This is a genomic window from Actinomadura sp. NPDC023710 (genome assembly GCF_040639875.1).
GTDB classification, from domain to species: domain Bacteria; phylum Actinomycetota; class Actinomycetes; order Streptosporangiales; family Streptosporangiaceae; genus Spirillospora; species Spirillospora citrea.
The window spans coordinates 1-22,963 of sequence record NZ_JBFAGB010000066.1 but is presented as its reverse complement, the minus strand read 5'-3'; the positions used below and the strand labels follow the sequence as shown (position 1 = coordinate 22,963).

21 protein-coding genes are annotated in these 22,963 nt (G+C 70.5%); 11 read left to right on the top strand and 10 right to left on the bottom strand.

Annotation, left to right across the window (positions count from 1 at the left end; genetic code table 11):
- Nucleotides 1-234: 234 nt before the first annotated feature.
- The 3 genes from AB0H37_RS42185 (at nt 235) to AB0H37_RS42175 (ending at nt 3,479) form a co-directional block, all read left to right on the top strand.
- Nucleotides 235-1,560: an MATE family efflux transporter gene (locus AB0H37_RS42185; protein ID WP_179831407.1), complete on the top strand. Its 1,326-nt coding sequence runs from the start codon at nt 235-237 to the stop codon at nt 1,558-1,560.
- Between the two features lie 83 nt (nt 1,561-1,643).
- Nucleotides 1,644-3,236 (top strand): hypothetical protein, encoded by a 1,593-nt coding sequence (locus tag AB0H37_RS42180; RefSeq protein ID WP_360618260.1) that lies wholly within the window; start codon nt 1,644-1,646, stop codon nt 3,234-3,236.
- Nucleotides 3,237-3,290: 54 nt separating this feature from the next.
- Entirely contained in the window at nt 3,291-3,479 is a 189-nt protein-coding gene (locus AB0H37_RS42175) for a hypothetical protein (RefSeq protein ID WP_052357975.1), read from the top strand.
- Nucleotides 3,480-3,483: 4 nt separating this feature from the next.
- Here AB0H37_RS42175 and AB0H37_RS42170 read toward each other — a convergent pair whose 3' ends face one another.
- From AB0H37_RS42170 to AB0H37_RS42145, 6 genes are all read right to left on the bottom strand, one after another.
- Nucleotides 3,484-4,326 (bottom strand): peptidoglycan recognition family protein, encoded by an 843-nt coding sequence (locus AB0H37_RS42170; RefSeq protein ID WP_360618259.1) that lies wholly within the window; start codon nt 4,324-4,326, stop codon nt 3,484-3,486.
- A gap of 247 nt (nt 4,327-4,573) precedes the next feature.
- Nucleotides 4,574-5,020, bottom strand: coding sequence for a 50S ribosomal protein L9 (rplI, locus tag AB0H37_RS42165; protein WP_149262805.1), 447 nt, complete (start codon nt 5,018-5,020; stop codon nt 4,574-4,576).
- A gap of 17 nt (nt 5,021-5,037) precedes the next feature.
- Nucleotides 5,038-5,274, bottom strand: coding sequence for a 30S ribosomal protein S18 (gene rpsR / locus AB0H37_RS42160; protein WP_019631633.1), 237 nt, complete (start codon nt 5,272-5,274; stop codon nt 5,038-5,040).
- A gap of 82 nt (nt 5,275-5,356) precedes the next feature.
- A complete protein-coding gene (locus tag AB0H37_RS42155) occupies nt 5,357-5,944 on the bottom strand; it encodes a single-stranded DNA-binding protein (RefSeq protein WP_329097374.1) in 588 nt (195 codons plus the stop codon).
- Nucleotides 5,945-5,981: 37 nt separating this feature from the next.
- The gene (gene rpsF, locus AB0H37_RS42150) at nt 5,982-6,272 is read right to left on the bottom strand and encodes a 30S ribosomal protein S6 (protein ID WP_329097373.1); all 291 of its coding nucleotides are present in this window, start codon (nt 6,270-6,272) and stop codon (nt 5,982-5,984) included.
- Nucleotides 6,273-6,489: 217 nt separating this feature from the next.
- On the bottom strand, nt 6,490-6,654 hold the full coding sequence (locus tag AB0H37_RS42145) for a hypothetical protein (protein WP_329097371.1): 165 nt from the start codon (nt 6,652-6,654) through the stop codon (nt 6,490-6,492).
- Nucleotides 6,655-6,874: 220 nt separating this feature from the next.
- Here AB0H37_RS42145 and AB0H37_RS42140 point away from each other — a divergent pair, with 220 nt between their 5' ends.
- The 3 genes from AB0H37_RS42140 (at nt 6,875) to AB0H37_RS42130 (ending at nt 8,577) form a co-directional block, all read left to right on the top strand.
- Entirely contained in the window at nt 6,875-7,186 is a 312-nt protein-coding gene (locus AB0H37_RS42140) for a hypothetical protein (protein ID WP_329097369.1), read from the top strand.
- A 56-nt stretch (nt 7,187-7,242) separates the two neighbouring features.
- Entirely contained in the window at nt 7,243-8,010 is a 768-nt protein-coding gene (locus AB0H37_RS42135) for a deoxyribonuclease IV (protein WP_360618257.1), read from the top strand.
- A gap of 183 nt (nt 8,011-8,193) precedes the next feature.
- On the top strand, nt 8,194-8,577 hold the full coding sequence (locus AB0H37_RS42130; protein WP_179831414.1) for a DUF4190 domain-containing protein: 384 nt from the start codon (nt 8,194-8,196) through the stop codon (nt 8,575-8,577).
- 13 nt (nt 8,578-8,590) lie between these two features.
- Here AB0H37_RS42130 and AB0H37_RS42125 read toward each other — a convergent pair whose 3' ends face one another.
- Nucleotides 8,591-9,058 carry a barstar family protein gene (locus tag AB0H37_RS42125; RefSeq protein WP_179831415.1) on the bottom strand — a complete coding sequence of 156 codons (468 nt, stop codon included), beginning with the start codon at nt 9,056-9,058 and terminating at the stop codon, nt 8,591-8,593.
- Nucleotides 9,059-9,366: 308 nt separating this feature from the next.
- Here AB0H37_RS42125 and AB0H37_RS42120 point away from each other — a divergent pair, with 308 nt between their 5' ends.
- A complete protein-coding gene (locus AB0H37_RS42120; RefSeq protein ID WP_360618256.1) occupies nt 9,367-9,837 on the top strand; it encodes a hypothetical protein in 471 nt (156 codons plus the stop codon).
- Between the two features lie 127 nt (nt 9,838-9,964).
- Nucleotides 9,965-10,897, top strand: coding sequence for a MerR family transcriptional regulator (locus tag AB0H37_RS42115; protein WP_360618254.1), 933 nt, complete (start codon nt 9,965-9,967; stop codon nt 10,895-10,897).
- A gap of 1 nt (nt 10,898) precedes the next feature.
- On the opposite strand, the gene AB0H37_RS42110 is transcribed toward AB0H37_RS42115, so the two are convergent.
- The 3 genes from AB0H37_RS42110 to AB0H37_RS42100 form a co-directional block, all read right to left on the bottom strand.
- Nucleotides 10,899-12,308: a glycosyltransferase 87 family protein gene (locus tag AB0H37_RS42110; RefSeq protein ID WP_360618253.1), complete on the bottom strand. Its 1,410-nt coding sequence runs from the start codon at nt 12,306-12,308 to the stop codon at nt 10,899-10,901.
- Between the two features lie 122 nt (nt 12,309-12,430).
- The gene (locus AB0H37_RS42105) at nt 12,431-14,890 is read right to left on the bottom strand and encodes a transglycosylase domain-containing protein (RefSeq protein WP_360618251.1); all 2,460 of its coding nucleotides are present in this window, start codon (nt 14,888-14,890) and stop codon (nt 12,431-12,433) included.
- 463 nt (nt 14,891-15,353) lie between these two features.
- Entirely contained in the window at nt 15,354-17,885 is a 2,532-nt protein-coding gene (locus AB0H37_RS42100) for a transglycosylase domain-containing protein (RefSeq protein WP_329097356.1), read from the bottom strand.
- Nucleotides 17,886-19,097: 1,212 nt separating this feature from the next.
- Between AB0H37_RS42100 and AB0H37_RS42095 the strand changes: the two genes are divergently transcribed.
- The 3 genes from AB0H37_RS42095 to AB0H37_RS42085 all read left to right on the top strand — a co-directional run bounded on the left by AB0H37_RS42095 (nt 19,098) and on the right by AB0H37_RS42085 (nt 22,908).
- On the top strand, nt 19,098-19,721 hold the full coding sequence (locus AB0H37_RS42095) for a PadR family transcriptional regulator (protein ID WP_179831420.1): 624 nt from the start codon (nt 19,098-19,100) through the stop codon (nt 19,719-19,721).
- A 73-nt stretch (nt 19,722-19,794) separates the two neighbouring features.
- Nucleotides 19,795-20,874 (top strand): inositol-3-phosphate synthase, encoded by a 1,080-nt coding sequence (locus AB0H37_RS42090; RefSeq protein WP_179831421.1) that lies wholly within the window; start codon nt 19,795-19,797, stop codon nt 20,872-20,874.
- A 261-nt stretch (nt 20,875-21,135) separates the two neighbouring features.
- Nucleotides 21,136-22,908 carry an ABC transporter substrate-binding protein gene (locus AB0H37_RS42085; RefSeq protein WP_360618250.1) on the top strand — a complete coding sequence of 591 codons (1,773 nt, stop codon included), beginning with the start codon at nt 21,136-21,138 and terminating at the stop codon, nt 22,906-22,908.
- Nucleotides 22,909-22,963 lie beyond the last annotated feature (55 nt).

Here is a 22,963-nt window from a genome sequence, read left to right as displayed (position 1 = left end):
CGCCGTGGGCAAAGCGGCCTGTGGACAAGCCTGTGGACGACCTGTGCAGACACGCGGTACAGGTTGTGCACGACCTGTGGACAACTCTGTGGATTCCTCGGGGACGGCGGTAGGATCCACCCGTTGAGCTGCGATGACCTCGTCCACCGGGTGTGCGGGAAAGAAAGTCCGCCGACCGGCGCCATGTAAGGCTTTTATTTCTTTTGTGAGTTACACGCTGGTAGCCTCGGCGCGATGACGACCCCCCGGCGGCTCGCGACCGCGCACGACCGCGAGATCCTGCGCCTCGCCGTGCCGGCCTTCGGCGCGCTCGTCGCCGAACCCCTCTTCCTGCTGTCGGACTCGGCCATCGTCGGACATCTCGGCACCGCGCAGCTGGGCGGGCTCGGGGTCGCCGGGCAGGCCCTGAACACGCTCGTCTACCTCTGCGTCTTCCTCGCCTACGGCACCACCGCGGGCGTGGCCCGCCAGGTCGGCGCGGGTGACCTGCGGGGGGCGATCAGGCAGGGCATCGACGGCATGTGGCTCGCGCTCGCCATCGGCGCCGTGCTGATCGTGGCGGGCTGGCCGCTGATCCCCTGGATCGTGGACGCGTTCGGAGCGTCCCCGGGTGTGGCGCCCTATGCCGAGACGTACCTGCGGGTGAGCCTGTTCGGGATCCCGTCGATGCTGGTCGTCCTGGCGGGGACGGGGGTGCTGCGCGGCCTCCAGGACACGCGCACGCCCCTGCTCGTGTCGATCGGCGGGTTCTCGCTGAACCTGCTGCTCAACGTGGTGTTCGTCATCGTGCTGGGTTGGGGGATCGCCGGATCCGCGTGGGGCACCGTCCTCGCGCAGACCGGCAGCGCGGTCGTGTACGTGGCCGTGGTGCTGCGCGCGGCGCTGAGGCACGGCGCCATGGTCCGCCCCGACTGGGACGGGTTGCGGACGTCTGCCACGGCCGGTTTCGGGCTGCTGGTACGGACGGCGGCGCTGCGCGTCGTGCTCATCGTCGGAACGTCGATCGCGGCGCGCATGGGGGACCCGGAGATCGCCGCGTACCAGGTCGGGTTCCAGGTGTGGACGCTGCTGGCGTTCGCGCTCGACGCCATCGCGATCGCCGGCCAGGCCATCACCGGGCGCTACCTGGGCGCGTCCGACATCACCGCCACGCGGGCCGTCACGCGCCGGATGGTGTGGTGGGGCATCGGCTGCGGCGTCGTGTTCGGCCTGGCCGTCCTCGTGATCCGGCCGTGGCTGCCCGCCCTGTTCACCTCCGACGGCGACGTCCGGAACCTCCTGCTCGCCTCGCTGCTCCTCGTGGCGGCGCTGCAGCCGGTCGCCGGGGTGGTGTTCGTCCTGGACGGCATCCTGATCGGGGCGGGCGACGGCGCCTACCTCGCCGTGACGACGCTGGTCGCCACGGCCGTCTTCCTGCCCGCCGCTCTCGTCGTCCACCGGACGGACGCGGGCCTGGTCGGCCTCTGGGTCGCGATCGGCCTGTGGATGCTGACCCGGATGATCACACTGAGCCTGCGCGCCCGCGGCGACCGCTGGATGGTCACCGGCGCCGTCCGCTGATACCGAAATGCTCGCCTTCTTCTGGACATGCGGAGGTAGACGCCCGAGCAGGAGGTACCCCCTTGTCCATGAAGAAGACGGCCGTGGGAATCGGTCTCGCGCTCACACTGACCGGCGCGGCGGCCACCGCCATGGCCCCGGCCCACGCCGATCCTCGTCCCGCACGGTCACAGGGAGCCCGCGCCACCCCGCGGGACGGGTATCGCGCCACACGGTTCCATGGCGAACGCCCCCGTCCGGTCCATCCGTTCGCGTCGGCCCGGGCGGTGCGGGGACAGCGCCTCTCCATCACGGTCCTGAACCGCGACGGGAAGGCCCCGGACGAAGTGTTCGTCACGCTGGCCCCACTGGACGGCGGCGACTGGCTGGGCGGCACGGTGGTGAACGGACGCCTGGAGGCCGAGGTGCCGGCCGGCCGCTACGCGGTGATGAGCTGGGTCATGACCGGGGCGTCCAGCACGCTCGTCTACCTGCCGGACGTCCAGCCCGGCGACCTCGTCCTGGACGCTCGCCAGGGCCGCCGCGTCCTGCCCCGGATCGACCGCGCCGACGCGGGCCTGGCCTCCGCGGGCCTCATGGTCACCCAGCGGATCGGCGGCGAGCAGGCCCTCATGACCATGAACGAAGGCACGGACCTCTACGTCACGCCGACCGGCCCGGCCGCCGGTCTCGCGCTCCGCGCGCAGGCCGTCATGACCAGGAACGGCTCCGTCGATTCCAGCCCCTACGTCTACGGCCTCGCGCACCTCAACACGGGCCGTCTGGACGAGCCGTTCAGCGCCCCGATCCGGACGAGCGGCCTCGCTGCCGTGCGCACCAGGTACGGCACGGAAGGGCGCCCCGCCTGCGGCGCCGGGCATGTCGGCGTCGATTGGGGCGACGTCGGCATCGGCGCGTGGATCGGCGTCGGCACGCTGCCCACGACCCGCACCGAGTACTTCAGTCCGGGCTTCACCTGGTCGCAGGACTCGGCCGTCACCACGCCGGACTGCTCGTTCGACAGCCTTGACGAGCGCAGCCGGTCGTTCGCCCCGCAGCGCGCTGGACGGTACGCCCGCGATTGGAACATCGGACCGTTCATGGCGACCCCGGGCACGGCCATCTGGTCGACCGCCGGCGCAGAGCCCTCGCTCGCCGTCCCGATGCTCTCGACGTGGGACAGCCGGAGCATGCTCGCCCCCTACGCCGGGACGGTCGGCCGGTCGGTGCTCCGGGACGCGCAGAACCGCGTCGTCTACCAGAGCGACGAGCCCGGCACCGCCCACGACTGGCCGGCGCCGCCTCCCGGCGACTACTCGCTGACCCTGGACGCGACCCGGAAGGCTCCCTGGTCGGACCACACATCGACACAGCACACCGTCCTGCGCTTCACGGTCCGCGACGGCGAGCCGATGGCGCTGCCGGGCATCCGGCTCCGCACCCCGCTGGACGAGCGCAACCACGCGCATTCCGGCGTCCCGCAGCCCATCACGTTGAACGTCGCCGGCTCGACGGCGGCTCCGTCCCTCCAGGTCTCGTTCGACGACGGGCACGCGTGGCGGAAGGCGACCGTCCACAAGACCGGGGCGAACTGGACGGCGACGATCGCCAACCCCTCCGCCGGGCAGGTCTCCCTCCGCATGAGCGTCCCCGGTCTGCTGGACCAGACCGTGATCGGGGCCTACACGATCGGTTAGGCACGATTCTCGGATCGCCACTGCATCGCCCGTCACTCCCGCTACTATTCGAACATGTGTTCCACACATGGCGAGCGGATGGCCCGGCTGACTCAGGCGATCGACGACCTGGCGGCGGAGGGCCTCGCCGGCCTGCCTCCCGAGACCCTGGTCGAACGGGTGGCGGGCATCTGGTCGCTCGTCGAGGGCATCGACCCCGAGATCGCCCGGCGCCGCACCCGCTACACGACACCCGAGACGTAGCCGCTCAGCCCAGGTCGTCGAGAGGCGGCAGCAACGGCGACAGGATCGATCCGCTGTCGGAACCGCCCTGGCTCGTGGAGCTCTGGCCCGACGTGCCCTCCAGGAGCTCGGCCACCGAGCGCCGCAACTCGGGCAGCCGCGCGTAGAGAACGTCCCCGGGGCACGAGGTGCTGTTGTAGTCGCGGTGCCCCACGATGGCCTCGGACGGGTCGAGGTCGTACTTCTGGCAGAGCCAGACGCACACCTCCGTCAGCGATCTCCACAGGGCGCCCGGCACCGCGGCGGACAGGTAGGTGCCCTCGTTCTCGATCCCGATCGTGTGCTGGTTGTGGTGGAGGACCTGCGCGCCGATGGCGAGGTCGCCCGACTGGATGGCCCTGAGACTCCGGTTGCGGCCCTCCATCACGATGCCGCCGCGGCTGATCGTGAGCTGCTGGCCCGCGTCGTCCCAGCCGTTCTTGTTCATGTGGATGTTCTGGATGGAGCGCGACAGGGCGAACGCGTGGGCGAGCGAGCGGTCCCGCGCGTTCGCCGTCGCCGTGTGGTGCACGATGATGTGGTCCGGCGGCCGGTCGACCACCTCGGCCGCGCGCCTGGGCGCCCTCGCGTTCCACTGCGCCCGCGTGTACACCTGCGGGGCATCGGCCGTGAACAGCACACGGTCGCCGGCTCCCCGGTGCGGTCCCGCCGCCAGATCCTCCGCCATGGCCTCATTCTGGCGGGATATCCCCAGGGGCAGCATCTCCAGCAGTCCGGCCCCCATGACGCCGCCGATGACCGCCCTGCGTGTCACTGCCCCGCCCGTGCGCTGCCGGTCGCGCGCGCCCTCCCCCGAATGCGCGAACACCACCGCCCCCCTTCGTCCCGCGACACTATGATCACGGAACGTAATCGCCGCAAAGCTGATCACTCAAACACACGGCGATTCACGGGCGTAGCGCGGGAAACTCGGACATCCGCGGCCCGCGCAAACGTCGGCAGATCCCGCATCCCCGGCCCCTGCGGTCAGGTCCGAAGACGGGTTTCGGGTGGCGTGACAACGCCGACGACCCCCGGCCCTGGGTGGGTCCGGGGGTCGTCGGGGTGGTCGTGCGTCAGGCCTCGAGGACGTTGACGTCGATCGTGGCGTTGACGTCGCTGTGCAGGCGCACGCTGACCCGGTGGGTGCCGACGGTCTTGATCGGGTTCCCGATCTCGATGCGGCGGCGGTCCAGGTCGGGGCCGTCGGCGGCGCGGACCGCCTCGGCGATGTCGGCGGCCGTGACGGCGCCGAACAGGCGGCCGTTGCTGCCGGTGCGGGTGCGCAGCGTCACGCGCAGCCCGCCGAGCCGGTCGGCGACCTCGCGGGCGTGCTCGACGGTCGCGATCTCGCGGGCCGAGCGCGCCTTCTTGATCGACTCGACCTCCTTCTCGGCGCCCCGGGTCCACTTGATCGCGAACCCGCGGGGGACGAGGTAGTTGCGGCCGTAGCCGTCGCGGACGTCGATGACGTCACCGGGCTCGCCGAGCCCGGAGACCTGCTGGGTCAGGATGAGCTTCATGTTCTTTACCCCCTGCCTCAGCGCGCGGTGCTGGTGTACGGCAGCAGCGCCATCTCGCGGGCGTTCTTGATCGCCGTGGCGACGTCCCGCTGGTGCTGGGTGCAGTTGCCGGTCACCCGCCGGGCACGGATCTTGCCGCGGTCGGAAATGAACTTCCGCAGCAGGCCCGTGTCCTTGTAGTCGACGTAGGAGATCTTCTCCTGACAGAAAACGCAAACCTTCTTCTTCGGCTTGCGAGGAGGTGGCTTCGCCATCGTGGTGCTCCTTTGGGAGAGCCCCGCTCACGCGGGAATGGACGTGTACTCGTTGTCTCTTGGTCGCGCCGGAGCGGCGGACTCAGAAGGGCGGGTCGTCGGAGAACCCTCCGCCGCCACCGCCGCCGGTGGCCCAGGGATCGTCGGCCGGTGCGCCGCCCTGCTGGCCGCCGCCGAAGCCGCCGCCCTGCTGACCGCCGCCACCGAAACCGCCGCCGCCCTGACCGCCCTGGCCGCCGCCGCCGAAGCCGCCGCCGCCCTGGCCGCCACCGCCGCCGAAGCCGCCGCCACCGCCGCCGCCCTGCCGCTGGGTCTTGTTGACCTTGGCGGTGGCGTTGCGCAGCGACGGGCCGACCTCGTCGACCTCCACCTCGAAGACGGTGCGCTTCTCACCCTCGCGGGTCTCGTAGGAGCGCTGCTTGAGGCGTCCCTGCACGATCACCCGCATGCCGCGCTGCAGGGTCTCGGCCACGTTCTCGGCGGCCTGCCGCCAGACGTTGCAGGTCAGGAAGAGCGCTTCGCCGTCCTTCCAGTCGCCCGCCTGGCGGTCGAAGAACCGCGGAGTCGAGGCCATGCGGAAGGAGGCGACCGCCTGGCCGCTCGGGGTGAAGCGCAGATTCGGGTCCTCGACGAGGTTCCCGACGATCGTGATTACGGTGTCGCCTGCCATGGGGCTCGCTCCGGCTGCTGTGAGGGCTGAGCCTGGCTCAGTGGACCTCGGGGCGGATGACCTTGGTGCGGAGGATCGACTCGCTCAGGTTGAGCTGCCGGTCGAGCTCCTTGACCGTGCCAGGCTCAGCCGACAGGTCGACCACCGCGTAGATGCCTTCGGACTTCTTCTGGATGTCGTACGCCAGGCGGCGGCGGCCCCAGACTTCGACCTTCTCCACGCTGCCGCCGCCGTCCTTGACGACCTTCAGGAACGGGTCGAGCGCCGCACCCGCGGTGCGCTCGTCGATGGCGGGGTCGAGAATGGTCATGAGTTCGTAACGACGCATGCTGTGTCCCTACCTCCTCTGGACTGATGCGGTCACGGTCTCTCCGTGACAGGAGGGCTCTTGCGTCCGTCGCGGCGGCGCCGGACCCGGATCGCCGGGCGGACCTGCCGCGAGACCGATACAGGCTACCAACACTGAGGCGCGCCCGAGCCGGTTCCCGGAGCTGAGCGCCGGTCGGCGGCATGGGCGGGCGGTCTGGGCGGGCGGCATGGGGGGCCTAGCGCCTCGCATGGGGTTGGGTGGGGCGGGTACAGCGGCGGCGTTCCAGTTCGGCCATGATGTCCGCCATGCGGGCGCGCATGCGGGCGGCCTGGGTGGTCAGCATCGACAGCTCCTCGACGAGCTCCGCGTCACCGATGAGCCCCAACTCCGCTTTCGTCACGGTGTGCACCTCCTGCTCTTCCCCCGCTTCCCCTCGGGGGACGGACCCGAGCCGGTGTTCTCGAATCCGTGTTCGACCGTACCGGGTGCCTCCGACATTCCGCGCCGCCCACCGGTTGATCCTCGTCTTCGCTGGGAATTGCTTTACCCGCATGGCCCGTCCGGTCCCGCGCTCGCCGTGTGGCCCCTGGCGCGGGAGTTCGAGCTGGAGGAGGAGCCCGATGTCCCAGCAGGCGACCGGCGCCGGCGCACGCGAGAGCGCCGTCCGCGCCCAGAGCGAGGCCGAGCCCCATCGACGCAAGGACGTCCTGGCGGTGGCCGCGGTGACGATCGGGATCGTGGCACTGATCCTCGGGTGGATCCCCGCGGCCCACTTCCCCGGGGCGCTGCTCGGCGTGATCGGCCTGCCGGTCGCCCTGTACTCCCAGATGGTCTCCGCGACGACGAACGAGCGGTGGCTGAACGTGATCGGCATGGTCGCCTCGTTCGTCGGCGCCGGCTTCGCGCTGAGCCACGGGGGCTTCTCGATCTGACCGCGCGGCCGGCATGACCGCGCAGCTTGTCGTGGGGCGCGGCTAGTCTCGTGGGCATGCGCATCGGAGCCCACGTCGACCAGAACAACCCGCTCGACAACGCCCGCGCAATCGGCGCCGACGTCATCCAGTTCTTCCTCGGTGATCCGCAGGGATGGAAGAAGCCGGTCCTGCCCGAGGGCGTGGAGGCGCTGGAGGGTTCCGGCGTGGACGTGTACGTGCACGCCCCGTACACGATCAATGTGGCGACGTCCAACAACCGGATCCGGATCCCGAGCCGCAAGAACCTCACCCAGCAGCTGGAGGCGGCCGCGTCGATCGGCGCGAAGGCGCTGATCGTGCACGGCGGGCACGTGCTGAAGGACGACGACCCGGAGACCGGCTTCGAGAACTGGCGCAAGGTGTTCGAGCGGGTCGAGTGCCCGATTCCGGTCTACATCGAGAACACCGCGGGCGGCGGGAACGCGATGGCGCGCAGGTTCGACCGGATCTCGCGGCTCTGGGAGGTCCTCTCCGGGGTGCCGGGCCTCGAGTCCAAGCTCGGTTTCTGCCTCGACACCTGCCACGCGCACGCGGCGGGGGAGGAACTCGTCGACGCCGTCGACCGGATCAAGGCCATAACCGGCCGCATCGACATGGTGCACTGCAACGACAGCCGGGACTCCTTCGGGTCGGGGGCCGACCGGCACGCCGGCCTGGGCAGCGGCACAATCGACCCGGAGCTCATCCTCGGCGTGGTGCGGGCGGCGGGCGCCCCGGTCGTGGTGGAGACGCCCGCGGAGGGCCAGGCCGACGACATCTCGTGGTTGCGTTCGAAGCTCTGAGGAAGCAGAGTCGGGATCGTCGCCGGTGTCCGGGAACCGCGGTGGCGGGTGCGGCATCTAAACGCGCATAGGCCCAGCCTGAAGACAAAATTCGAAGGTCACGTCACACTGGCATAATCCGGAACCAGCCCTCAGCGCACGCGTGCCCTCCGGCGGCGGGCGCGCGAATCGATCGGGAAGCACATGGCACAGCCCCCCTATGACCCCTACGGCTACGGAGCCCAGGACCCCTACGCCCAGTCCTACTCCCAGCCCCCGGCCGTGCAGCACCACTACTACGGGCAGTCGATGCCGGTCGTCCGGCCGACCAACGGGATGGCGACCGCCTCGCTGGTGTGCGGCCTGATCGGCTTCTTCGCCTGCGGCATCACGTCCATCCTCGCGGTGATCTTCGGACATGTCTCGCTCGGCCAGATCAAGCGGACGGGCGAGGGCGGGCACGGCATGGCCGTCACCGGCCTGATCCTCGGCTACCTGATCTCCGCGGGCTGGCTCCTCATCCTGCTCTTCTACATCCTCGGGATCGCGATGTTCGCGGCGAGCAGCGGTTCCACCAGCACCTACTGATCCGGGCCCGCGCTCAGGCGAGCCGGGGGACGCCCGCCACTTCCACGCCGACGCTCGACATCAGCACCGTCATGGGGGTGGGGGTGTCCCGCCAGGTCTTCACCGCGCGCCCGAACACGTCGAGGACGGCGCGCAGCGACGCCGGGTCGGCGTCGGCCAGTTCCGCCCACGATTCGTACAGCACCAGGTAGCCGTGCTTCGTGGGCGTCCATGACAGGTCCTTGAGGCATTCGCCGAGATCGTCCCAGTCGGCGCCCGCGCCCCCGGGCAGTTCGAACACGCCGCCGCACAGCCGCAGGAACGAGTCCCTGTCCCTGGCGCGGCGTCCGTCGAGGTAGAAGCCGCGCCAGCCGGCCTCGTCGGCGCGCTCCATCCAGCTCGTGTCGCCGACGGCGCCCGGCACGGGGGACGCCCGCCACTGGTAGACGCCCGGTCTCAGCCGTCCGGCGAGCAGCTCGGTCAGTGCTCGGTCCGCGTTCACGTCATCTCCCGGCGGTTGCCGCTTCCCCCCCGCGGGTCCGCGGGGTCCGGGGCGACCAGTGCCGCCCGCCGCGTTCCGTTCCCCCACTCTCGCCACAGAACCCCTCGATATCGGCAGGTTCCGGTCACATCGCGCCTGCCTCTGGCCAGGCCAATCCTTCTCCCGGAGGCGGCCGAGGCTGATCCCTGGCGCGCCGGCGTCCCTTGACACGCATCTCGCCGTTCCCTACTCTCTCGAATTGAGAGATGCTCATACACAGAGCAACTCTTGGAGCGAGGTAGTTGCCCGATTCCGAGAGGAACACAGAGATGGACACCACGCCCACCACCACCGCCGACGCGCCGGCCCGCGTCCAGGCCCACTACGAGAACGTCAAGAAGCTCGGACACTGGACGACCGACCGCCGTTTCGAGGTCCGCGCCCGCCGCGGCATGGTCGTGCTGGACCTGCGCTCGCCGCGGATCCCGGACGGCGACATCGACATCGAGCTCGACCTCGACCACTCGATGGTGAAGCTGCTCGTCCCGCAGGACGCCCGGATCGACCACTGGGACCTGCGCCACACCGGCCGCGGCCGCGTCAAGGACTGGACGGGCGAGAACGGCGGCGGCCGCACGATCCGCGTCACCGGCGAGGTCCGGCACGGGGAGATCCGCATCCACCGCGGCGGCGTCGCCACCCTGTCGGCGATGTTCTCCCGCGAGTTCGTCCAGGACGTCCGCCGCGCCCGCCGCGAGGGCGGCACCCCTACCGTCGCCGACCCGGCCTACGAGGACTGAGCCGGTCCCGAGAGCTCCTGAGGCCCGTCCCGGCGAACCCGCCCGGACGGGCCTCTCGCATGGCCGATGTGAGAGCGTGCGATTCCGGGTTGAGTCTCCACCGGGTGGAGGCCGCAGGGTGAGGGGCATGGACGGCGACACCACGTACACGATCGGCGAACTGGCGCGCCGCACCGGGCTGTCGGTGCGGACGATCCGGTTCTACTCCGACGCCGGTGTCGTCCCGCCCACCCGCCGCACCGAGGCCGGTTACCGGCTGTACGACGCGGACGCCGCCGAGCGCCTCGACCTGGTGAGGACGCTGCGGGACCTCGGCGTCGACCTTGCCACCGTCCGGCGACTGCTGGACCGGGAGGTCGACGTCGGGCAGGTCGCGGCGGCGCACGCGGACGCGCTGGACGTGCAGATCCGCACGCTCAGGCTGCGCCGGGCCGTGCTGCGGGCGGTGGCCAAACGCGGATCAACCCCGGAGGAGATCGAACTCATGCACAGGCTCGCCCGGCTGTCCGACGAGGAGCGGCGCCGGATCATCACCGACTTCATCGACGAGTCCTTCGCCGGACTCGACCTGCACCCCGGCTTCGCGGAGAAGATGCGCTCCGCGCTGCCGGAGCTGCCCGACGATCCCGAACCCGAGCAGGTCGACGCCTGGGTCGAGCTGGCCGAACTGGTCGGCGACCCCGGCTTCCGGGCCTCGGTGCGCCGGATGGCCGAGTTCCAGGCGGCCGAGGTCGCGCGGGGGACCCTCCCGGACGACTTCGCCGGCCTCGCCGACCTGACCCGGGCAAAGGCGGAGCAGGCCGTCGCGGACGGAATCGAGCCCGGATCGGACGCGGCCCGACCCGTCGTCGACGAGCTGGTCCGCGCCTACGCCGACGCGTGGGACGCCAGCGACGACGCCGCTTTCAGGCGCGACCTGCTGCACCGGCTGGAGATCGGCACCGACCCCCGCACCGAGCGGTACTGGCAGTTGCTCGCCCTCATCAACGGCTGGCCCGTCCCGCCGACGCTGACGCCGCTCTTCCAGTGGTTCGTCGACGCGCTGCGCCTCCGCGGCTGACTCAGGAAGGCAGGGGCACGCCGGCGTGGTGGTCGCCGCGCCGGCGTGCCGGCGCCACCACGTCGGATGCGCCGTCGAGGACACCGCCCGCCGGGTCGTCCACCCCGTCCGACCGGACGTTGTCGCCGGACGGGACCAGAATGTCCCGCACCACCAGCGCCGCCAGGGCGAGGACGGTCACGAACCGGGCGAGCAGCGCCAGCGTGTAGACGTCCTTGCTGATCCCTCCGTCCGGGGCGTCCAGGCTCAGCACCGCCGACAGCGTCCCGGACAGGTCGGCGCCCTGCGTCTGGGCGGACACCGACAGCAGGAACCACCAGATGCCGAAGAAGTAGGCGATCTCGCCGAGCTGCCATACGACGAACGCCGGCAGCTTCGGCCGTGCCAGCACCGCCAGCGGCAGCAGCCACAGGACGTACTGCGGCGACCAGACCTTGTTCGGCAGCATGAACGCGACCAGCACGAGGAACATCAGCTGCGGCAGGCGCGGGCGGCGCGGGGCCGCCAGAGCGAGGACGGCGATCCCGGCGGCGAGGACGAGGAACGTTCCCGTGCCGAACAGGTTGAGGAGGTCGGTGTCGGACGCGGGCTTCTCCAGCCCGTGGTCCTGCAGGACGAAGAAGATCGAGCCCCAGTCGATGCCGCGCTTCTGGCTGAAGGTGTAGAACTCCTTCCACCCGTCCCACGCGAAGAGCATCACGGGCAGGTTCACCACCAGCCATCCGGCGGCGGTGCCGGCGAGCACGCGGCCCATGGGGCGCCACTGCCCGGCCCGGACGCACAGCAGGACGAGCGGGCCGAGGAACAGCAGCGGATAGAACTTCGCCGCGATCGCCAGGCCGAGAAGGGCGCCCGCCAGGGCCGGGCGGCGCGCCGACCAGGCCGCCAGCGCCAGCGCCGACAGCGCCACCGCCAGCAGGTCCCAGTTGATGTAGGCGGTGAGGAGCAGCGCGGGGGACAGCGCCACCATCAGGCCGGTGCGCAGCGAGCGGCGTCCGGCCACGTACGCGGTGGCGAGGACGGCGACCACCGCGAGGACGGCGAGGAGCAGGACGGTGCCGTTGTAGAACGCGAGGCCTCGCGCGTCCACCCCGAACGGCTTGACCAGCCACGCGACCAGCTGCATGAAGCCGCCGCTCAGCACCGGATACTCCACGTACCGGATGTCGGAACCGGTGAACCTGTCGAAGTACGGGAGCTTCCCGTCGCTGAGCCCGCGCACGTAGTAGAGCGGGTAGACATCGGTGTAGCAGGCGTTCGCCGTCGTCTTGAGGAAGTCGAACCGCACCGACGCGCAGGGCTGTTTCTGCAGCCAGCCGAGAAGGCACGTCAGGGCGGTGAGCCCGGTCAGCACCGGCGCGAGCCGCTTCAGCCGTCCGGGCGCGTCCCCCCGGTCGCTGTCGGCGGACATCGTGAGCCTCTCCGTAGACGACGACATGGACAGCAAGCCTATTCGCCCGGGGACGCGGGCGATCAAGAACGGGAACGGCCCGGAGCCGTGGGGCTCCGGGCCGTCGCGTCGCGGGCGTGCCGCTAGTTGCGGGTGGGTTCTTCCTTCCGGCAGGCCGGGTCGTTCCTGTGCTCGGGTTTCGCGCACCACCAGGTCTTGTCACCGGTGGGTGGCAGGTTGGGGTTGCAGCCGAGCGGCATGTTGTACTGGTTGCACGGCACGTCGCCCGACCCCGGCGGGGTGATGGTCGGCGTTTCCGTCGGCTTCGGCGTCTCCGACTGGCAGCCGGGCTGCGGCCTCTGCCCCGGCTGACCCTGCTGACCCGGCTGGCAGGTCGGCGTGTTGGTCGGCGTCGGGGTCGAGGACGCCGTGGGAGTCGGCTTCGCCTTCGCCCACGGGGCGAGCTGGCCGCCGTTGACCGGCGGCGGGAACTGCGTGATGTCCTTGCCCTCCAGGGCCTTCAGCATGAAGGTCTTGAACAGCTCGGCCGGGACCGTACCACCGTAGACCTGGCTGTAGTTGCCGACGCCGATCAGCGACTTGCGGTTGCCGTTCTTGTCCTGCCGCCACATCGCCGACGACGTCACGAGCTCCGGCGTGTAGCCGACGAACCAGGCCGACTTGTTCTCGTCGGTGGTACCGGTCTTGCCGGCGACCGGACGGGCGCCGAGGCTGGCGCGGGTACCGGTACCGCTGGTGACGACCGCCTGCATCGCGTTCGTGGCGTCCGCCGCGACGCCCTCGTCGAAGGCCGTCGTGGGCTTCTGCCAGGGCAGCTTCTCCAGCAGCTTGTGCTTGTTGTTCATGATGGGCTTGCCCCGGTTGTCGGTGACCTTGGCGATCACGTGGGCCTCCCGGTGCTTGCCCCCCGCCGCGAACGTCGAGTAGACCGACGCCATCGTCACCGGGGTGGCGTCGATGACGCCCAGCGGCAGCGACGTGATGTCGTCCTTGAGGTCTCGGGTCCCCGCCGGGACGCCCATCTTCTTGGCCATGTCCACGACGTTGGCCAGCTGGACCTTCTGCCCCAGGTCGACGTACGCCGTGTTGATCGACATCGCCGTCATCTGCTTGAGGTTGTAGACGCCGTTCTCGGAGCGGCTGTCGTTGGTGAAGGACGCTCCGGCGATCGTCCGCTTGTAGCTGCCGTCCATCGTCGTCCGCAGGCTGATGCCCTGGTCGAGCGCCGTGGCGAGCACGATCGGCTTGAACGACGAACCCGGCTGCACCATGCCCTGGAAGGAGTTGTCGAACTGCTGCTTGCGGTAGTCCGGACCTCCGTAGGCGGCCACCACCCCGCCCGTCTTGGGGTCGATCGCCGTGAGGCCGAACTGGATGTCGTTCTTCAGCCCGTTCTGCTTGCGGATCTGCGAGACGGCCTTGTTGGTGTAGTCCTGCAGGTCCTTGCGGAAGGTGGTGGTGATCTTCAGGCCGCCGGTCTCCAGCATCTGCTCGTCGATGCCGAGCGTCTTCAGCTCGTTGATGACGCGGTCCTGGAGGTAGCCGGAGTTGGGGTCGTCCGGGACGTCGCTCCAGTTCTTCTGCGTCTGGGGGAACTTCGCCTGGGAGCGCTTGCCGGAGTCGAGCCAGTTCTTCTCGACCATGCCGTCGAGGACGTAGTTCCAGCGGTTGATCAGCGCCTGCTTGGCCGGGTTGGACGCGGGGCCGTAGGTGGCGAAGTAGCCCGGCCGCTGGATCAGGGCCGCGAGCATCGCCGCCTGCGACTCGTTGATCTCGGTGACGGGCTTGTGGAAGTAGGCGCGGGACGCCGCCTGGATGCCGTAGGCGTGCCGTCCGAACGGGACGGTGTTCAGGTACAGCTCCAGGACCCGCGACTTGTCCATCTCCTTGCCCATCCGGACGGAGATGAGGATTTCCTTGAGCTTGCGGCTGGCCGTGCGGTCCTGGCTGAGGTTCGCCCAGTAGTTGCGGGCCAGCTGCTGGGTGATCGTCGAGGCGCCGGCGGCGCCGCCGCCCGTCCCCGCCCGGTACAGCGCGCCCACGATGCCGACCGGCGAGATGCCCGGCTCGTGCCAGAAGTTGCGGTCCTCCGCGGCGAGGACGGCGTTCTGGACGTGCTTCGGCACCTTGTCCAGCGCGATGTCCTCGCGGTGCGTGCCGATACGGGCCATCGTCGACCCGTCCGCGTAGGTGATCACCGATTCCTGGCGGAGCGCGGCCTGCTGCTTCTCCGTCGGGATCGGGGTGTTGGCGTAGGCGACGATGACGAGCGTCGCCAGGCCGAGGATCATCACGCTGACGGCGGCGACGGTGATCTTCCAGTTCGGGACGTAGCGCCGCCAGCCCGTCTTCTTGTTCGCCTCGTCCGCGGGCTTGCGTTCGCGGCGGCGGCCGCCTCCGCGGCCACCGCGTCCGCCACCGCGTCCCTCATCACCCCAGAAGCCGTCGTCGCCGCCGCCTCCGGAGCCACCGCCGCGTCCACCAGGGCCGCCCGGCCCGCCCGGTCCACCCGGGCCGCCGGGGCCACCCGGCCCTCCGGGGCCACCCGGTCCGTTGGGAGGGCCTCCGGGGCCGCCTCGCATGGGGCGACCAGTACCGCCCGACCGCATGGGCGCGGGCGCGCCGCGGCGCCGCGTGCCGCCGGGCGCACCGGCCCGCGAGGGCCCGCCCCCGCGTCCACCCGGCCTGCCTCCGGGGCGCGGCGTCCTGCTCGGCGTCGGCGAGCCGCCCGGCGCGCCGCGCTGCCCGCCCGAGGGCGTGCCGGAAGAGCCGGGACGGGGGGAGCCCCTCCGGCCAGAGCCCTCTCCGAAATCCGGTCCAAATCGGCTTGGGTTACTCACGCGGCCTCATCAACTGGGGTACGGCTTTGCGTCGTCCGAGCGTACTGTGCCCCCGGCGCGCAGGGGGCCGCTGAGGCAAGGCTCACCTTCATCGGAACGGACGGGCGCATGCGGTCAAAGGCGCCGGCGTGCGGCGATTCGCAAGGATGCTCCATGTCACACCCCCATCTCCAGTGGACGGTTCGGATCGCGAGAGCCGGCCGGTTCATTCGGGCGGCCTCGCCAGCAGCAGCAGGGGCCGCAGGCTCTCGGTCTCGGCCTGGGCGCCGCGGCCGCCTCTCCGACCCCGGCAGGCGGGGTCGCCCTGGTGGATCTGGCACCACCACCGGGGCGGCGGGTTGCTCGGCGGCTTGTTCGGGTCGCAGTTGCCGTTCTGGAACGGGGACTGGCACGGCTTCCCCTGGTCGCCGTCGCCGCCCTCGCCGCCGTCCTGGCAGCGCGGGTCGAACTTGCCCACCGGGGTGTTGCACCAAGGCGGCTTGCCCTCGTCGTCCTTCTTCTTCTCCGGCGGCTTCGCCCACTTCTGCACGATCCCGCCCCACGCGGGCGCCGGGAACGCCTGCGGGGCCATGCCCTGCACCGCGTTCGCCATGTAGGACCGCCAGATGCGGGCGGGGATCGTGCCGCCCTCCACCTCGCCGATCTGCGGCAGGATCACCGACTTCTTCTTGCCGTCCGGGCCGATCGCGTCGTTGTAGATCGTCACCGCGGTCGAGACCTGCGGGACGTATCCGACGAACCACGACGAGACGTTCCGGTCCGTCGTGCCGGTCTTGCCCGCGGCCTGGCGTCCGTCCGGCAGCGCCGCCGCCGTCGCGGTCCCGCCCTTGATGACCTGCTGCATCGCGTACGTCGCGTCCGCGGCGACCTTCGGGCTGAAGACGCGGCGCTTCTCGTACGTCGGCCGCAGCCGCACCGACTTGCCGTCCGACTTCTTGACCACGCGGATCACGTGCGGCTGGTGGTACATCCCGCCGTTGGCGAACACCGCGTACCCCGCCGCCTGCTCGATCGGCCGGATGTTGTTGACGCCCAGCGCGAGGTTCAGGCAGCACTTGTGCGGTTCCAGCAGGTCGGACGCGATGCCGGCGTCGGTCTCGGTCTTCATCGCCTCCTCGATGCCGACCTTGCCCATCAGCTGGAGGAACGCGGTGTTGACCGAGTCCTTCGTCGCGGTGATCAGGTTGATCGCCGGGCCCACGTCATGGCTGTTCGGGACGATCACGGCGTTCGGGTCGTCCTTGGACACCACGCTGCCGTCCGGGCCGATCGGCGCCTTCGACCGTCCCTCGACGAGGCTCTTCAGGCTGTAGTTCTGCTTCAGCGCCGTCGCGAGCACGTAGGGCTTCATCGCGGACCCGGCCTGCGCCGAGCCCTGCCACACGTTGTCGAAGGACTGGTCCAGGTAGTCGGGACCGCCGTAGAACGCGACGACTTCGCCGTTCGCGCTGTTCACCGAGACCAGGCCGACCCGGATCTTCTTCTTCGCCAGCTTCTTCGGGTTCACCTGCGGGACGGTGTGCTCGGCCGCCCGCTTGGCCATGGCCATCTTCTTGCGGTCGAACGTCGTGTAGACCCGCAGGCCCTGGGTCGTCAGTTCCTTGGTGTCGACGCCCTGCCGGCCGAGCTCCAGCTTGGCGCGCATCAGCATGTAGCCGCGCTGACCGCCGTAGAGCTGGTCGCTGGTTCCCGCCTTCCGGATCTTGGGCGGGCCCTGCTTGATGTACTTGTCGGCCTCGGCCCGGCTGAGCTTGCCCATCGAGACCATGCCGTTGAGCGTGTACTGGTACCTGGAGGTCGCCCACGCCTGGCTGGCCTTGTCGCCCGGGTCCCGGTTCGGGTTCTGGATGATGCCGCCGAGGAGGGCCGCCTGGTCGGGCCGCAGCTTCCACACGTCCGTCCCGAAGTACTCGCGGGACGCCGCCTGGATGCCGTAGGTGTCGCGGCCGAAGTAGATCGTGTTCAGGTAGAGCTTGAGGATCTCGTCCTTGGAGTGCTCGTCCTCCAGCTTCAGCGAGATGAACAGCTCCTGGAACTTCCGGCTGACCGTCCGGTTGCTCGGGTCGGAGTAGTAGTTCTTCGCGAGCTGCTGGGTGATCGTGGAACCGCCGCCCGACCCGCCGGTCAGGTTGTCCCACACCGCCCGCGTCGTGCCCTTGATCGAGAACCCGGGGTCGGTGCGGAAGCTGCGGTTCTCCGCCGCCAGCACCGCGTTCTGGACGTTCGGCGGGACCTTGGCCAGCTCGACGCTCTGCCGCTTCTTGCCGATCCGGCCGATCTCGGTGCCGTCGGTGTAGTAGAAGATCGACGCCTGGTCCTCGACGCCCGCGACCGTCGGCTCCTTCGGGGTCGGCGTGTTGGCGTAGGCGACCCAGACCAGCGTGACGAACGCCGCGAGGCCGAGCCCGCAGACGCCGCCCACGACCTTCCAGGACGGGACGAAGCGCCGCCAGCCGGTCTCGCGGGACCGCAGGTGGCCGAGGAACCCCTTCTTGCCGGGCGGCCCGTGCCGTCCGGGCCCACCGGGGCCTCCCGGACCGCCAGGGCCGCCGGGGCCGCCAGGGCCGGCTGGACCACCCGGGCCGCCTGTGCGGTTGGCCGCGCGCACGCCGCCGCCGCGGAACTTCGCGGTCACCTTCGCGCCGAGCCCCTGCCCGGCCTTCCCGAGCTCACCGAGTTTCTCGCGCACGCCCGGCTTCGGGGCCGCGCCGGGCATCCCCGGCGTCCCGAACCCCATGGGCGGGCCCATTCCCCCCGCACCGGGCCCACCGGCGATTCCCTGTGCGGGACCCATGCCGGGCGCGTTCGGGAACCCGGACCGTCCCGGCGCCCCCATCCCGGGACCCGCGTGCCCGCCGGGAGGACCGCCCATCCCAGGACGACCACCTCCCATGCCGGGTCCGCCCTGCATGCCGTGGCCGCCCGAGGGCGCGTTGCCCATGCCGGGCCCGCCCGACGGCTGGAATCCACCGGGTCCGCCGTTGCCTCCCGGGCCACCGAACCCGCCTTGGCCGGAACCGGGACCGCCAGGACCGCCGGGACCGCCGGGACCGGACGTCCCGCCGGGGCCGCCGCCAGGGCCGAACCCGCCGTTGCCTCCGAAACCGCCCTGGCCGGGCGCTCCGCCTGGTCCGCTCTGGCCGCTCGGTACGAGCGCGTTTCCCGGAGCGCCGCGTCCGTCCGGAGCGACCGGTCCACCCGGGGCGGCGTGGCGACCGGTGGGCGGCGGGACGGGGCTCGACGGGCTCGCGGGAGCGGACGCGGCCGGCGCGGGACCTCCGAGCGGACCCGGGCTCGCGCCGGGAGCACCCATGAGACCGGGCCCTTCCGCCGTGCCCGGCGGGGCGGGGTTCGGGGGCGCGCCAGGGGGACCCGCGGCGTTCGTTCCGGCGGGCTCACCGTGGTTGCTCGGGAAGCCGTGATCGCCGGAGTCACCGGGACGGGGGTTCTGGTGCCCGCCCGGCCTCTGCGACCCGGGTTCCGGTCGGGGCTGGCTTGGATTACTCACGCGACCTCATCAACAGGGGACAACGGTTGTTGCCGAGGGCCGGGTGGCTCCCGGCCCTTGTTGCGGCTCGTGCGCCGTCCGAAGAGTACTGTGCGGGCTGGTGAGCGGGGGGAGCGTGTGCTCGGCGAAGGACGCCCTGGCCGGTCCGCGCCCCGAGGGGTCGGTGGCTCCTCCTCACTCGGCTGCCGTTCCGGGCTGTCCCGGGATCGGGGTCGTGCGACGCGGCCAGGTGGTTCCAGGACGCAACTTTGACACATTTCCACCACATACACCCTGAAATCGCCACATTCGCGATACGGGCCGATGGGGCGTCCGGGGCGTCCCAGGTAGATCGCCACTTGCCAGGACGAGCCGGACTACGTATCTTGTCGATGTATCGAGTCGATACATTCACTCGATACATCGGATCGAGACATCGGCTTCTGCGGAAGAGGGACCGGGATGGCGGCCAAGAAGGGCGCGGGCGTGCTGGAGCTCGCCGTGCTCGGGCTGCTGCACGAGTCCCCGATGCACGGATACGAGCTGCGCAAGCGGCTCAACACCCTGCTGGGCATGTTCCGCGCGTTCTCGTACGGCTCGCTCTACCCGTGCCTCAAGCAGCTCCTGGCCAACGGGCTGATCATGGAGGACCGGCCGGAGGAGCCGAACGCGCCGCTGGCGCTGCAGAGCCGCCGATCGAAGATCGTTTACAAGCTCACCGCCGACGGCAAGGAGCGCCTGCAGTTGCTCCTCACCGAGGCCGGCCCGGCTTCGTGGGAGGACGAGGGGTTCGGCGTGCACTTCGCCTTCTTCTCGCACACCCGCGCCGACGTCCGGCTGCGGATCCTCGAAGGCCGGCGCAGCCGGCTGGAGGAGCGCCTGGAGAGCGTTCGCGCCGCCCTGGCGCGAACCCGCGAGCGAGTCGACTCCTACACCCTGGAACTGCAGAACCACGGGCTGGAGTCGGTCGAGCGCGAGGTCCGGTGGCTCAACGAGCTCATCGGGCGCGAGCGGGCCGAGCAGGAACAGCAAGCACAGTCAGCTAAGCGAATTGACCAGGACATGCCTCGGGACGAGGGCCGCTGAGCAGTGGCCCGGCGCCTTCGGGGGCGGGTGAGACTCCACCACACATGTTCCGCAACAGAGAAGGAGCGACCGGATGGGTTCGGTGCGCGTAGCCATCGTCGGTGTGGGCAACTGCGCCTCTTCACTCGTCCAGGGAGTCGAGTTCTACAAGGACGCGACCCCCGACACGCGAGTTCCCGGCCTGATGCACGTCCAGTTCGGCGAGTACCACGTGGGCGACGTCGAGTTCGTGGCGGCGTTCGACGTGGACGCCAAGAAGGTCGGGATGGACCTGTCCGAGGCCATCCACGCCAGTGAGAACAACACCATCAAGTTCGCTGACGTGCCCCCCACCGGGGTGACCGTCCAGCGCGGGCACACTTTCGACGGCCTCGGCGAGTACTACCTCGACATGGTCGAGGAGTCCGACGCCCAGCCGGTCGACGTCGTGCAGGCGCTGAAGGACGCCGAGGTGGACGTCCTGGTGTCGTACCTGCCGGTGGGCTCGGAGGAGGCCGACCGCTTCTACGCCCAGTGCGCGATCGACGCCAAGGTCGCGTTCGTCAACGCGCTGCCGGTGTTCATCGCCAGCGACCCCGAGTGGGCGCAGAAGTTCACCGACGCGGGCGTTCCGATCGTCGGCGACGACATCAAGTCGCAGGTCGGCGCCACCATCACGCACCGCGTCATGGCCCGCCTCTTCGAGGACCGCGGCGTCGAGCTGCTGCGCACGTACCAGCTCAACTTCGGCGGCAACATGGACTTCATGAACATGCTGGAGCGCAAGCGGCTCCAGTCCAAGAAGATCTCCAAGACGCAGTCGGTCACCTCGCAGATCCCGCACGAGATGGCGAAGGCGGACGTGCACATCGGCCCGTCCGACCACGTGCCGTGGCTGGACGACCGCAAGTGGGCCTACGTCCGGCTGGAGGGCCGCTCCTTCGGCGACACGCCCCTCAACCTGGAGTACAAGCTGGAGGTCTGGGACTCCCCGAACTCCGCCGGCGTCATCATCGACGCCGTCCGCGCCGCCAAGATCGCCAAGGACCGCGGCATCGGCGGCCCGATCCTGTCGGCCAGCTCCTACTTCATGAAGTCGCCGCCGGAGCAGTACAACGACGACCAGGCGCACGACGCGGTGGAGAAGTTCATCCGCGGCGAGATCGAGCGCTGAGACCGGCGGGCGCAACGCGCCGGTCAGCGTCCCCCCATCCGGGGGTCGGCGGCTCGCATCCCAGGTGGGACGAGGTTCACGAGCCGTTGAGAGCCTGATCACAAAGTTCTCCAAGGACGCCCTGTCAGTGGACATCCCACTGTCAGGGCGTCCTTACTTCTGTAGAGAAACGGTGATGTACCGGCCCTTTGTCACGCTCTGGCCCTACTGTGACACCGCCGGTGACTAGCGCGCCAGGTTCTGAGTCAGTGAGGTGACACCGTGGCGGCACGCGAAATGATCAAGGTGACGGCGGGGCTGGCGGGCCTCGTGGTGGGGCTCGCCGGATGCGCCGGAGGAGGGGACGGCGCGTCCGCGGAGGGCGCGTCCCGCCAGGGCGGCACGCTGCGCGTCGTCGGCTCGTCCGACGTGGAGCACCTCGACCCAGCGTCCGTGGCCAGCGTCGGTGCGTACGGGCTCGTCCGCATGTTCGCCCGGACCCTGTTCGGGAACCGGGCGTCCAACGACTTCCAGGAGACGGTCCCTGTGCGGCCCGACGTCGCCGAGCGGATCCCGACACGCGAGAACGGCGACGTCGGCAAGGACCGCCGCACGTACACGGTCCGGCTGCGCGACGGCGTCCGGTGGAACACCAACCCGCCGCGCCCCGTGACCGCCCAGGACTTCGTCCGCGCCTTCGAACGGCTGTGCAACCCGGCCTCGCCGTCCGCCGCCAAGGGCTACTTCGTCTCCACCCTCAAGGGCATGGACGCGTTCTGCCGCGGATACGGCTCCGTCAACGCCAAGGACGCCGGGGCGATCGCCGCCTACCAGCGCGACCACGGCTTCGAGGGCGTCCGCGCCAAGAACGAGCGGACGCTGGTGTTCAAGCTGAAGCGTCCCGCCAGCGACTTCCTCAACCTGCTGTCGCTCCCGGTCACCGCGGCCGCGCCGCAGGAGTACGACCGGTACGTCCCGGACAGTGCCGAGTTCCGGCAGCACACCGTCTCCAACGGCCCGTACCAGATCACCGACTACAAGCCGGGCATCTCCTACCTGCTCACTCACAACCCGGCGTGGCAGGCCGGCTCGGACCCGCTGCGCGAGCGGCACGTCGCGAAGATCCAGATCACGCTCGGGCAGGACTCCCCGGAGACCGTCCAGCAGCAGATCGAGCAGGGCAACGCCGACCTCGCATGGGACCAGCCCGTCCCGACGTCGGCGATCCCGCGGCTGCGCGACGACCCGCGCTTCGCGATCAGGGAGACCCCGAACAACAGCCCGTACCTGGTGTTCAACACGCGCAGCCCCCGCAACCGCGGCGCGCTCGGCGACCGGGCGGTCCGGCAGGCGCTGGAGTACGCCGTCGACCGCAGCGCCCTCATCAAGATCGTCGGCGGGCCGTCCGTGGCCAGGCCGCTGCACACGGTGATCCCTCCGGGCAACTCCGGCTACGCGGCCGTCAACCACTACCCCACGCCCGGTGAGTCCGGCGACCCCGCCAAATGCCGCGAACTGCTCGGCAAGGCGGGCCGCCCCGGCCTCAAGTTGAAGTTCCCGTACCGGACCAACAGCGTCCACAAACTGATCGCCCAGTCCATCGCCCAGAACCTCGACGCCTGCGGAGTCGAGACGGAACTGGCCCCCGACTCGGGCGGCTCCTTCTACTCCAGCACCCTCTCCACCCCCGCCCGCGCCCGCGAGGGCGCCTGGGACATCGCCGCCCCTGGCTGGGTCCCCGACTGGTACGGCAACAACGGCCGCTCGATCATCCAGCCGCTCTTCGACGGCCGCGCCTACGGCCCCAACTCCACCAACTACGGCGGCTACGACAATCCTCAGGTCAACGCCCTCATCGACGCCGCCCTCACCGCCCCCGACGCCCAGCGCGCCGCCGGCTACTGGCAGCAGGCCGACCAGAAGATCATGGAAGACGCCGCGATCGTCCCCCTCCTGGACCGCGCCCAGACCACCTACCGCTCCTCCCGCGTCCACGGCGCCTTCTTCCTCCCCACCACCGCCGCCTACGACCTCACTCGTGTTTTCATTGCGTAGTTGTGGGGGGGGGGGGGGGGGGGGGGGCCGGCGCAAGAAAAAATAGGGGGAGTGG